General features: G+C 61.2%; 8 protein-coding genes and 1 tRNA gene. 4 read left to right on the top strand and 5 right to left on the bottom strand.

The window, feature by feature from the left end:
- Positions 1-2 precede the first annotated feature (2 nt).
- From glyQ to mfd, 5 genes are all read right to left on the bottom strand, one after another.
- Positions 3-875 carry a glycine--tRNA ligase subunit alpha gene (gene glyQ / locus Q0K02_RS02240; RefSeq protein WP_294484667.1) on the bottom strand — a complete coding sequence of 291 codons (873 nt, stop codon included), beginning with the start codon at positions 873-875 and terminating at the stop codon, positions 3-5.
- 93 nt (positions 876-968) lie between these two features.
- Positions 969-1,718 (bottom strand): DNA repair protein RecO, encoded by a 750-nt coding sequence (gene recO, locus Q0K02_RS02245; protein ID WP_294484670.1) that lies wholly within the window; start codon positions 1,716-1,718, stop codon positions 969-971.
- Between the two features lie 507 nt (positions 1,719-2,225).
- A complete protein-coding gene (locus tag Q0K02_RS02250) occupies positions 2,226-3,188 on the bottom strand; it encodes a helix-turn-helix domain-containing protein (RefSeq protein ID WP_294484673.1) in 963 nt (320 codons plus the stop codon).
- Between the two features lie 8 nt (positions 3,189-3,196).
- Positions 3,197-4,138 (bottom strand): SurA N-terminal domain-containing protein, encoded by a 942-nt coding sequence (locus Q0K02_RS02255; protein WP_294484676.1) that lies wholly within the window; start codon positions 4,136-4,138, stop codon positions 3,197-3,199.
- Between the two features lie 258 nt (positions 4,139-4,396).
- Positions 4,397-7,894, bottom strand: a complete 3,498-nt coding sequence (gene mfd / locus Q0K02_RS02260; protein WP_294484679.1) for a transcription-repair coupling factor — start codon at positions 7,892-7,894, stop codon at positions 4,397-4,399.
- A gap of 658 nt (positions 7,895-8,552) precedes the next feature.
- On the opposite strand from mfd, the gene Q0K02_RS02265 reads away from it, so the two are divergent.
- From Q0K02_RS02265 to Q0K02_RS02280, 4 genes are all read left to right on the top strand, one after another.
- Positions 8,553-9,164 carry a YitT family protein gene (locus Q0K02_RS02265; RefSeq protein ID WP_294484683.1) on the top strand — a complete coding sequence of 204 codons (612 nt, stop codon included), beginning with the start codon at positions 8,553-8,555 and terminating at the stop codon, positions 9,162-9,164.
- A 945-nt stretch (positions 9,165-10,109) separates the two neighbouring features.
- Positions 10,110-10,865 carry a hypothetical protein gene (locus tag Q0K02_RS02270; RefSeq protein ID WP_294484686.1) on the top strand — a complete coding sequence of 252 codons (756 nt, stop codon included), beginning with the start codon at positions 10,110-10,112 and terminating at the stop codon, positions 10,863-10,865.
- A 91-nt stretch (positions 10,866-10,956) separates the two neighbouring features.
- Positions 10,957-11,051 (top strand) — tRNA-Ser (locus Q0K02_RS02275).
- Positions 11,052-11,236: 185 nt separating this feature from the next.
- Positions 11,237-12,559, top strand: coding sequence for an integrase arm-type DNA-binding domain-containing protein (locus Q0K02_RS02280; protein WP_294484690.1), 1,323 nt, complete (start codon positions 11,237-11,239; stop codon positions 12,557-12,559).
- The last annotated feature ends 298 nt before the right edge of the window (positions 12,560-12,857 follow it).

Raw genomic sequence — 12,857 nt, forward strand, 5'->3', positions numbered from 1 at the left:
GATTACCCCTTCTTCAGCATGGGATATCCCATGGCTTCGCGCTGGGCGGCATAGAGATGGGCCACGCCGGAAGCCAGCGTGCGCACGCGGGCGATGTACCCGGCGCGTTCCGTGATGGAAATGGCTCCGCGGGCGTCCAGCAGGTTGAACGTATGAGAACACTTCAGGCAGTAGTCGTAGGCGGGCAGAGGCAGCTTCACGTCGATGAGGCGCAGGCATTCCTTTTCGTAGTCGTTGAAATGCCGCAGCAGCATGTCCGCGTCGCTCTGATCGAAGTTGTAGCAGGACTGCTCGTATTCATTCTGATGATACACGTCGCCGTAGGTGATGGAGTCGTTCCACTTGATGTCGTACACCGATTCCACGCCCTGCAGATACATGGTCAGGCGCTCAAGGCCGTAGGTGAGCTCCACGCTGGCCGGAGAAAGATCGATGCCGCCCACCTGCTGAAAATAGGTGAACTGCGACACTTCCATGCCGTTGAGCCACACTTCCCAGCCGAGGCCCCAGGCGCCGAGCGTGGGCGATTCCCAGTCGTCTTCCACGAAGCGGATGTCGTGCACGGCCGGATCGATGCCGAGCGCCTTCAGGCTGTCGAGATACAGCTGCTGCGGATCGGCCGGCGCAGGCTTCATGATGACCTGGAACTGAAAATAATGCTGCAGACGGTTGGGGTTGTCGCCGTAACGGCCGTCGGTGGGACGACGCGAAGGCTCCACATAGGCGGCCTTCCAGGGCTCGGGTCCGATAACGCGCAGGAACGTGGAGGGGTTGAACGTGCCCGCACCGCATTCCAGATCCACCGGCTGCACCACGGCGCAGCCCTGTCTGGCCCAGTAATCCTGCAAGGTCAGAATAACATTCTGAAAATTCATGTAGTTCTCCTGAAGTTCGCCAATGGAGCCATTGGCCTTGCTTCCCATGCGCGAAGGCGCGCGGAAAAATCCCCGTTTGCCCGTGCCGCGCCGCTAAATGGACCTGAACCGGCCGTTACCCCATTCAAGCCCGAGATGATATCGCACAAAAGCGTCGATAAGGCGCGCGGCCTGCCTTGCGCCTTCCGGCGAAGGGTGCAGCCTGCCCCATGACTCCGGTGAGTATTCCTTCACTTTACCCAGTACGTCAAGAGCTTCCTGCCCCAGAACAAGACTCATGTCGCCCGGACGCCGGCAGGATGAGCAGCACACTTCGCCCTCCCCCACCAGAAAATGCACGTCGGGTTCGGCCTCAAGCGGGCGTCCGCAGCGCGCGCAGACATGCAGCTGCGGCGCGTAGCCCTGCTCCGACGCCAGCCGGAAACGGAACAGCACCGGCATGACGGCAGGCACGTCGTCCTCTTTTTCCAGAAGCTCCAGCATGCCGCGCATGAACGAAAAGCTCGCCCCGGCGTTGTCCGGCGGAACGCCCATGGCCTCCATGAAGCGCACACAGTTGGCGGCCATGCCCTGCCTGCGCCAGTTGCGGCGCAGCCGTTCGGGCCCGGACAGAAGCGTGGCTTCGCTCATGTTGAGAAAACGCCCGTCCCGGGAATAGCCCGCGCTGACCCTGATGAGATTGAACGCGTCGAGACAGCCGGTAAAGCGTCGTCTGCTTCTGCTGCCGCCGAAGGCAAAGGCCGTCACCAGCCCCTTTTCCCGGGCCAGAAGACGAACCCAGAGATCGACTTCCCGAAACTTTCCGACGCGAAGCACCAGCGCGTCATCAGTCCACTGCAGCATGGCAACATTCCCGAACCGAACAAAGAACCGTGCCGGATGCCTCTGTTTCCGGCAGGAGGCGCTCTGCAATGTCACGCGCCCGCCTGCGGCAGGCCCGTTTTCTCAGAAACGACGCACCCGCGCTGCTGCGGCAGCCCATCGGCTTCGCGGCAGGCTCAGGCCGAAATATTCCGGCCTCGCACCCGGCCGGGCACGTCGCGCCAGTCCGGAACGCCGCCCTGCCGACATGCTGCGCCCGGCACGTCGTTCTCCGCCCGACGCGGAAAAACTCCATCTTCGCAAGTCGCGCCGACATATTTTTCTCGGCGCGCCGCCGAAAAGCCGCAGGCGCAAGACACGGCGTTTACGCGTCTCCGCCGCCCCTCCGGCCTCAGCAACGGAAAAAGGAGCTCGTCGCCGGGCAGATCGCCCGTTTCGCCGCTCCCTTTCCGTCAAACACAGCTCAAACACGGGCCGCACGCCAAAGAACGCGCGGCCGCATTGCATTCATAAGTTCCCGGCCTTCCGCTACTCCGCAGCGGGAGGGAAGCTCATGGTCACCACGCGCGGCGAGGTAGAGCGGTCCAGCTCCTTGCCGTCGTAGCTCACGCGCACCGCCCGGGCGTTGCCCAGACGGATGACCAGAGAATCCCGGAAGGTCATGGAAAACGTATCGCCCTTGCGGAGCGTGCGCTGCTGCTTCTTGCCGTCCGGTTCAAAGCCCATCCAGCAGTCGCCGGAGTCGGCCACCACTTCCACCTGATGCATGCCCTCGGGCAGCGCCACGGGCTGGGCGTCGGCCGCAGGATCGGCGGGCGCGGCGGAAACCGCGCTTCCCTGCGTTGCCGCCGGAGCGTCGGACTGGAGAATCTGCGTGGACGGCGCAGGCTGCGTCGCCTGCACGGGCTCGGCGCTCTCCGCGGCAGGCGCGGGCTGGGCCTCGGCCGCGGCTTCGCCCTCCTGCTGCACGGGGGCCGCAGGCTGGGCGACGGGAGCCGGAGAAGCGGGCACGGGCGCAGGCGCGGACGTGCCCCATGTGGGCATGGGCGCGGCCGGTGCGGCCTGCTCGCCGGTTGTCGTCGTCTTTTCGTAGTCGCGCGCGGCAAAGAAGTGCAGATAGGCCATGTAGGCCCCGCTGGCGAGAGCGATCACCAGCACGATTTTGAGCACGCCGCCGACAATGACCGGCAGCAGGCTGGGCTTCACCGAAGTGTAGGGGGCGTTTTCGGCGATTACGGGACGGGAAATGTTCTCAAAGCCTTCCAGTCCGTGGAGCCATTCCGTCACCTCATCCTGGGCGAATCCCAGCAGAAGCGCGTATTCCTTGATGAAATGATGCACGTACACGGTGCGGGGCACGTTGTCCGAACCGTCTTCTATGCCCTGAAGAATGCGGGTGGGAATCTTGAGACGATCAGCTACGTCGGCCACAGTCATATTGCGGCCCTCGCGGGCCTCGCGGAGCCTTGCTCCCAGTTCTGCCAGAGTCATGGTGCGCCTCATTTACGGATGTCGACGAGCGCCTTGTCGCGGAGCTGCGCAGTGTACTGCTGAAAACGCTCCTGAAGACGAGGACGGCGCAGAATCTGTTCAATGCGCATGGCGGTCTGCGGATCGGGCACGGCGCTGCTGTGATCCACGTTTTCCGCCTCCTCAAAGTCAAGCAGAGCAATTTGCGCCTTGTTGGCGTTCATGGAAAGCACGGGGGAAACGTCGCCCTTCTTCATCATGGAAATCTGTTCCATCATGCCGGGGGCCATGTCGGAAAGTTCCATGAAGCCGAGGTCGCCGCCGTCCTGCGGGTTCGGGCCGATGGACACGGCGCGCACCGCGTCGCGGAAGGACACCTTGCCCGACGCGATGTCCGCGGCCCATTTGTCCGCATCGACGTCCACGGGATAGACGAGCATGGCCACACGCGCGCGACCGGACGCGAATCCGGCCATGTTCTTGCGATAGTAGTCGTTGATTTCATCTTCCGTCACGACCACCTTGCTCACCACGTTGCGGCTCATGAGCCGCTGCGACACGAGCTGCACGTACAGCCTGTCGCGGAATACCTTTTCAGTCACGCCTTCCTTTTCCAGCTGTTTGAAAAAGACGTCGCGGGAAAGCTGACTGTCCTTGATGATTCTGTCGAGGGCGGAGTCCACGTCGGCGTCGGAAACGTCGATTTTTTCCTTTTCCGCCTCCTGAAGCAGAATCTTGTCGTTGATCATCTTGTCGAGAACGGCCTTGCGGACTTCGGCCGCCATCTGGGGATTCTTGGCAGGATCGAGCTTCTGGGCGATCAGTTCGGACTGAAGAGCCTTGTCGAGCTCGCGAACGGTAATCATGTCGCCGTTGACCACCGCGGCAATGCGGGAAACGGGAACCGCAAACACCGGCTGTGCGGAAAGAAGAGACGCCGCACAGGCCAGAGATATGAAAAGGGTACGCAAGACAGCACACTCCTGATGTTCGTTATGTCGGTTGTTTATAGCCTGTTTTTTCAGCACTGGCAACGTTCCGCGGCAGCAATTTTCTCCGCAGAACGCCCTCCGGACACAACGCGCAATCGGGCGTCTTTGCTGTCAATATCGCCGATGTGGCCGCGGCGGCGGTGGCAGGGCTCCGCGTTATTTTCTCAAAACGCGCGCTCCGCCCTCCGCTGCGGAAAACGCGCCTCCGACCGGCATGCGAAGCGGCCGCCCCGGCGCTCAGGCCTGCCCTTCGCCGCTCGTGAGCAGAGATCCGAGCAGCGCACCGGCCTCGTCCAGCCTGCGGGCCATGCCGCCCTCCCAGCCGAGCGAGAGTTCCAGCGTTGCCGGAGGCTGAAGGTGAATGCGGTCCCTGTGCGCCATGACAAGACGCACTATGGCTTCCGGCTGCACCTTTTTCTGACCCTCCGCCCATGTGACGCGGACGCGGTCGGGCAGAAGATCGGCCCGGGCCACGCCGAGCTCGTTCACCCGGCCCTTGAACGCCAGCACCGCAAGGAAGGTTTCCAGCGCCTCGGGGAACGGACCGAACCGGTCGCGGATCTCCATTTCCACGGATTCCCTGGCCGCCGCGTCGGTGGCGGAAGAGAGCATCTTGTAGTACTTGAGCCGCTCGTGCGCATCCTCGATGTACGAATCGGGAATGTGCGCCGGTATGCCGAGATTGATTTCCGTTTCCGTGCGCAGCAGCTCCTCTTCGCCCTTGAGCCTGGCCACGGCGTCTTCCAGCATTTCCAGGTACAGATCGAGTCCCACGCGGGCCATGTGCCCGGACTGCGCCTCGCCGAGAATGTTTCCCGCTCCGCGCAGGCGCAGATCCTCCATGGCCACCTGAAAGCCCGCGCCGAGATAGTCCATTTCCAGAATGATGCGCAGACGCTCGCGGGCCAGACTGGGCAGATGTTCCACATCCGACACCACGAACACCGCATAGGCCTGTCTGTCGGAGCGCCCCACCCTGCCGCGAAGCTGATAGAGCTGGCCGAGCCCGAACATCTGCGCCTGATCCACGATGAGCGTGTTCGCCCGGGGAAAATCCAGTCCCGATTCCACAATGGCCGTACACACCAGCACGTCGAGCTCGCCGTGCCAGAACTTGTGCATGGTGTCTTCGAGTTCCTTTTCCGCCATCTGACCGTGCGCCATGCCCACGCGGGCGTTCGGCACGAGTTCCTTCACCATGGCCGCCGTCTGCGGCAGCGTCTGCACGCGGTTGTGAACGAAAAACACCTGCCCCTGACGGGCGAGCTCCCGCTCCATGACCTGCCTGAGCGCCCCGCGATCCCGGTCGATGATGGCCGTGGCCACGGGCTTGCGTTCGGCGGGCGCGGTTTCCAGCACGGAAAGCTCGCGTATGCCCGACATGGAGAGCTGAAGCGTGCGCGGAATGGGCGTGGCCGTCAGCGTAAGCGCGTCCACGTTCTTCCTGAGCTCCTTCAGCTTTTCCTTGTGCCGCACGCCGAAGCGCTGTTCCTCGTCGAGAATGAGCAGGCCGAGATTGGGCAGCTGCACGTCCTTGGAAAGCAGCCGGTGCGTGCCTATGAGAATGTCTATCTGACCGCGCGCCGCGGCCTTCAGCGTTTCCGTCTGCTTGGCCCGGGGCACGAAGCGGCTGAGCAGCCCCACGTTGATGGGAAAGCCCGCCATGCGCGAACGGAACGTCTGATAATGCTGTTCCGCAAGCACCGTGGTGGGACACAGAAGCGCCACCTGCCGCCCGTCGCAGGCAGCGCGGAAGGCCGCGCGAAGCGCCACTTCCGTCTTGCCGAAGCCCACGTCGCCGCACACCAGCCTGTCCATGGGCACGGGCTTGTCCATGTCCGCAAACACTTCCTGAATGGCGCGGGCCTGATCGGGCGTTTCCTCAAATCCGAAGGTCGCCTCGAACTCGTGATACATCTCGCCCACCGGCGAATAGGAAAAGCCCTTGGCTACCTTGCGCCACGCGTACATCTGCATGAGGTCCGCGGCCACCTTTTCCACGGCCTTGCGCGCCTTTTCCCTGCTGCTCGTCCAGGCCGTGCCGCCCAGCTTGTCCAGCGCGGGCGGCGGACCGTCCGCCTTGAACTTCTGCACCACGGAAAGTCGATCCACCGGCAGGTACAGCTTCGCGCCGTCGGCGTATTCCAGCAGCAGATAATCGTTGTCCACGCCGGTTCCGCCGGGACTCATGCGGTGCAGACCGCCGAAGCGCCCCACGCCGTAATCCCGATGCACCAGAAGATCGCCCACACGCAGATCGTCGTACCTGTCCAGTCCGCGGAAGGCCCCCGACGCCACGCGATGCGAACTTTCCGCCTTGGGCTGCAGAATCTCCTCGCCGAGCACGAGGCAGTCGTCCCACACAAGCTCCGCGCCCTGCCGGTACGGGGCCACCACGGCGTAAAGTCCGCGCCCCTCCGGATCGTAGCGGAGATTCGGCAGCAGGCCGTCCTGCTCCGCCAGCTTGAGAAACTTGCGCCGTCCGCGCTCGGACGCAAAGGCCAGCACCACCTGCCTGTGCGAAGACGTCCACTTCCTGAGCCCGGCCGAAAGCTGCTGCCACGGCCGATCCTGCTCCGTGCGCCCCGGAAAGAGCTCGGCAAAACTGTGCAGACTGCGCTCCAGAAGATCCTCGCCCGACGTCTCGGAGCCCATGGTGAGCGGCTCCGCGTACAGCCTCGGACGACTCTCCAGCGCCTTTTCCGCAAGGTCGGCGTCGCGCACGTCCATGTGCGCCGGCTGTATCAGGCTCGTTTCCTCCGACTGCACGCGCAGGTCTTCCCGCCACCGGCGCTCCGCTTCTTCCAGATCGTCGCGCAGCTCGCGTCGTCCGGGCAGAAAGCACATGGCGTCCGGCGCAAACCAGTCGTCGAGAAACGTGGCCGAGGCATGCACGCTGCCCGGCAGAAGACGCATGTCGTCCTGCTCCAGCGCGTGTTCGAGCGAATTGCGCGAGCGCTCGCTCAGCACTTCCGCCCGCGCCCGCTCCTTCCAGAACGCGCGCACCCCTTTTTTCCACGCCTCGCCGCTGCCGAGCGCCGTCACGGGCAGAAGCGTCACTTCCTCAAGCTGGCCCACGGATCGCTGCGTGACAAAGTCGAACACGCGCATTTCGTCCACCGTGTCGCCGAAAAATTCCAGACGCAGAGGCTTTTCATAGCCCGGAGGCAGCACGTCCAGAATATCGCCGCGCCGCGCCATGTCGCCCGCGTGCGCCACCATGGGCACGCGCTGATAGCCCCATTCCACGAGCTGCTCCATGAGAAGCTCGGGAGCAATGTCCTCCCCGCGCCGCACGGTCATGACGCGACTGTCCAGAAAATCCAGCGGCGGCAGCGCGGGAATCAGGTTGTCCGCCGTGAACACCACGCCCTTCGCCGTTCCCGAGCGCAGGGCGTACAGCACCGACAGCCTCTCCGCCCAGCCCTCGCGGCTGAGCGAACGCTGACTGAACGGCGGCAGGAACACCCACGGCCTTTCCCAGAGCGGACGTTCCGCCTGGCTGCGGGCCGAGGAGTCGGACGCGCCGGCGCGTCCCACGGAAAGTTCGGGAGTAAACAGCGTGGTCAGACCACGCATGACGGCAAGCGCGTCCCGGCTGCGCACGGCGATGGCCGCATGGCGTCCGGCCCGCACCGCTTCCACCGCCAGACGGGCCAGCGAGGCCGACCCGGCACGGCACACCGTAAGACCGGCGCTCTCTTCCATTCTACGGAGCAGCGATTCTTTATCCATGAGCAACAAGCGATATGATAGAAAAAAAGACAAAAAATCTCCCGAACCGGGAGCGTACTCTTTCGGTGATATCAGCAAGCCGCGCCATGCGCAAGAACGACGCCGTGAGACTTTGTCCGAACGCGCCCACATCGCCGCGGATCAGGCTCCCGCGCCGGAACGGCAGCCCCGCCTGCCGCCTTGCTGAACCGGGCCTACCGGGGGGGGGGCGTCCGGGCCTGATTTCCGCCCGTGCCGCCGTCTGACGGCAAAGCACGCCGCATCCTTTCGCGTCCGCGCTCCGCACCTTGCCCGATATTTTCCGCCCCGGCTTGCCTTCCCTCTGAGACTCGGCTATCCTCTTTCCATGCATACTCGACGGATACTTGCCCGCATCTTCTTCGCCACCATCGCCGAACGGCACTGGCGCAGCCATCTCTAGGAATCAGCCCTTCGGTCTGGTTCCGAAGCCCGCCCTTGCGGGGCTCGTTGCTGCGGCCTGCCCGCTCTTTCGGTGCGCGCCGTCACTTTCCGCCCCGTTTCCGCTCTCTGCCTCCCGCCGACGCGACATGCGCGTGCGCTTTCGGACTCCCGGATCTTCCCGGTCGCGGCTTTTTCGCCGCACAGCTCCGCTTCCCGCTGAAGCGGCTTCCGCACATCCGAAACACAGGAGCATACCGTGTCTCTTTCCCTTTCTCCCAGGCTGTGCCTGCTCAATCTCGCAGGCAGCGCCATTCTGTCCTTCGGCCTTTACAACATCCACGCGCTTTCCGGCGTCACGGAAGGCGGCATTCTGGGCGCAACGCTGCTGCTGCATTACTGGTTCCACATTTCTCCCGCCTGGTCCGGCCTCGTCATGAACGCCGCCTGCTACCTGCTGGGCTGGAAGCTCATGGGCGGCGGCTTTGTACTCTATTCCCTCGTGGCGGGCGGAGGATTTTCCCTCTTCTACGCTCTCTTTGAACTCTTTCCGCCCCTGTGGCCCCAGCTTGCCGACATGCCGCTCACGGCCTCCGTGCTCGGAGCCCTCTTTGTGGGCGTGGGCGTGGGGCTGTGCGTTCGAGCCGGGGGCGCGCCCGGCGGCGACGACGCCCTGGCCATGAGCATTTCACACGTCACGGGCTGGAACATCCGCTGGCCCTATCTTCTGAGCGACCTGATCGTGCTGCTGCTCTCCCTTTCCTATATTCCCCTGGAACGCATAGGCTACTCTCTGCTGACGGTCATCCTTTCCGGGCAGATCATCGGCTTTGTTCAGTCCTTCCGGGCCGGAGAGAGACCCGCCGCCTGACCTGGTTTCATCAAAAGCGCCCGGCTCCCCGGAACAGGGCCGGGCGCGCGCTTCCCCAGCCTGTCCGCCCGACCTTTTCCGCCGACCTGCCCGCAGACACGCCGTTGAAACAGGCCGGGCCGCTTTTTTCGCGTCCAAGCCTGAACACTTCATGGATATGTGCAAGTCAGAGCGGCAGGAACCACTCTCCACAACCGCGCCTGCCCCCTGTCCAACGACCCACCGGGAGGCCGGGATTCACCGGTCTCCGTATCCGAACGGGGCCCCGCCTTTTCCGACCTGCCCGCCTCACGCAGAAGCGCGCATCTCAACGTTGCCCGCCCCCATCCCGTCAAGCCTTCGCAACGTCTTTCCTCCGGCTGCGAAGCTTAAACGCGCCTGCATCGCTCTTCGCACCATCCGCGAGCGGCGTTCGTGTTTTCTCTTCCCGTCATTGTTCCGTCACTGCAGGAGCTTCCGAACAGACCATTTTCCTCCGCGACATTCCGCAAAACGTTCCCAGCCGCGTCAAGATTGCATCCCCCAGGCGTCCGATCCGCCGCATGTTCCCCACATTTCTCTGAAACAGCGTCGAAAAGCGCCACGTCGGCATGTTCTTTTTCGTACAAATAAAACCCAAACAACGCTTCCGGAACACGTCCTTCCTTGCTCGTCGCGAGAAGACACAACAAAGTTTTCCGCATCATCCTGTTTCCATCCTCTGCGCAGCTTCTTTCCGTTCATTATTGTATGTTTTCTCAAAGCGCCTGTCCCTTCACACAACATTTGCGCATGTTACGTCAGATCTCGTCGGTTTTCCGCCCGCTCATACAGAAAATTTTCCATATGTCCATCTTTCGTCAGAGAATGACTTGACGCAGCATGCAAAAATTATTTTTATCGAAGAGCGAAGAGCGGATTTTTTACATATCCACCGCGCATACATCACCCATGCAGGAGTTTCTCATGATTACGAACTGGCCGCTTGTTTTCTTCACCGTGTTCTCGCAGCTCGGCACGGGGCTGGCATTTTTCGCCTGGTGGAAAGACCATCATGGAAGCTCCCCCAGCGCGAGAACCTGGCAATCGGCCGCCGTGTGCGCCGCTATCGCCGTTGTCGCCTCGCTCGTCGCCTTCGGCGGAGCGGGTGAAGGCGTCATGCTGGCCGCCCAGATCGGCTGCGCGCTGCTCCTCGTCCTCGCGCTTTCGGCCTTGAAGTGCTCCTTCTGCGGACTCCTTGCCTGGCTCGCCGGCGCATGCTGCGTCATGAGCGAAGCCGTGGCCGCCATTCCCGGCGAAGTCGGCACCACGTCCGGCCTGTTTCCTCTGCTTCTGTTCCCGCTGTGTACCGTCATTCTCGGCGCCGTCTTCGCCCAGCTCAAGCAGATGGGCGAACCCGACGATCCCGCCGTGCGCTACGGCCGCTTCTATCTGCCTTTGCGCGTCTGCCTGTGGATCATGCTCGTCATCACCGCCGTCGCGCCCTGCATGGCCTGGGACGACCCCTTCATGAGAAAATCCGCCATCATCTGGATGCAGACCCAGCTGTACTGGATGGGCGTCATCTTCAGCGGCGTGGTCATCGGCCTTTCGCACATGGGTCGCATCACCCTGCTCGTGCAGGCCATCGTGGCGTTCGTCAGCATCATCGGACTGCGCACGGCCTTCTATGCCGACGGCGTTCACGGCATCATCGACATGAGCACCCTGTACATGCACTGATGCCGCAAAATCCTTTTCTGCGGGGCTTGACAAGCACTGACGCTTAGTGTAGCTATGTCCCCGTTGCGTATGACACTGCGCTTCACTGCGCGGAGAGATGTCCGAGTCGGCCGAAGGAGCTCGCCTGCTAAGCGAGTATACGGGCATAAACCTGTATCGAGGGTTCAAATCCCTCTCTCTCCGCCACGACAAAGTCTCAGAAAGCCCTATAAGGTACTTAAAGCCTTGTAGGGCTTCACTTTTTTAATTCTGTTAGTCTCACTTGGTCTCAGTTGATTCTTGTGCATATCCGCTCTGGGGATGTATGAGGGGATGTATGGAGTCCATGCATCCCAGGGCCCTTTCCGCCATACATCCCCAAGGAGCATTTCATGAGTGGAATCAACAAGTTGACAGACACAAAAATCAAAAAAACACAGCCTTCCGACAAGATTATTCAGCTTGGAGACGGCGACAGGCTCTGGCTTGTCGTTTACCCCTCCGGAAAAAAGGTCTGGCGGGTCAAATGGAAAAGCGATCACAGGCAGGATCAATTCACCATTGGCCATTATCCGGGTATTTCACTGAAGCAGGCCAGAATGGAACGGGACAGGATTACCGGACTGCTGGATCAGGGAATTGATCCCAACGTTCAGAAGAAGGCCGAAAAAACGTTTGCCATGGAGCAGATGGAAAAGGATGCCAGAACCTTTCGTGTAGTCGCTCTGGAATGGCATAAGAAAAGAACCAAGGTGCAGACGGAAAGCACACGCCGCCTGAAAATGCAGCGGCTTGAAAAGCACGTCTTCCCCGTCATCGGCGATAAGCCTATGGCGTCACTGACCATGGCTGATCTTGTTGCCATGCTGCAGCAGATAGAAAGTACGGGCCATGCAGAAATGGCACGACGTGTCGGACAGATCGTAGGACAGATATGTCGTTACGCCAGATTACTCGGTGATATTCCCTATGACATCTCTACCGGCATGACAGAGGCTCTTGAGGCAAAACCGCCGGTAAAGCATCGAGCGACCATCACTGAGCCTGAACGAGTGGCCCGGCTTCTTCTCGATATTGATGAGTATAGCGGAAATATCGTCACACGCTATGCTCTGCGCATCATGCCCTATGTCTTTGTCCGCTCGCAGGAGCTTCGCCTTGCCAGGTGGTCGGAAATCAATTTCGAGAAGCATCTCTGGGTAATCCCTAAAGAGCACATGAAAATGAAAAAGCAGCACGTCGTTCCGCTGGCCTCTCAGGTGGAACGGCTCTTTCGTGAGCTCCATACCTGGACAGGAAGTCATGAGCTGATCTTTCCTTCGACCCATTCCAAGACACGGGCGATTACGGACGTGTGTCTTCTGAATGCACTGCGTCGCATGGGATACGGACGAGATGAAATGTGCATCCACGGATTCAGAGCCATGGCTTCCACGCTTCTTAATGAACAGGGATATCGTCCGGACGTCATCGAAGCCCAGCTTGCCCATACGGATAAGAACCAGGTTCGAGCTGCGTACAATCACGCCCAGTACCTCCCTGAGCGGATACGGATGATGCAGAAGTGGGCAGACTATCTGGACAGCCTGAAGAAGACCTGCCGAATTCGTTCTTCAGCAGAAGACTTCGCCTCTGCAGGCACAGCGTTAACGAAAAAAAGCGATCTGGTGCTGGACAGTTCCGACGAAGGTCCGTTGCCGGAAATGGCGGTATGACTTTTTCTCTTGCCTTACGGAGCAATTCTTCGTATGTTTTTCCATGCACAACACCTCACGTGCACTCCGCTCCATCCAGGAGTCGAGGAATAACGGTCTCTGACCTTATTATAATTGTACGACAAGTATAAAAGTAGCTGCCCGGTCGGTACTCCCGGAAGCGCATTATAAAATTATTACTTCTAATTACCGATAATGAAACGTATTTCCATCAAAATCCCTCAAAACAGCTGCTCCTCATTTGGTCCCTTTTTCGGATCGACTTTGACGTCAAGCCGATAACGGCTTCTCCCCCTTT

This window comes from uncultured Mailhella sp. (assembly GCF_944324995.1).
Taxonomy (GTDB): domain Bacteria; phylum Desulfobacterota; class Desulfovibrionia; order Desulfovibrionales; family Desulfovibrionaceae; genus Mailhella.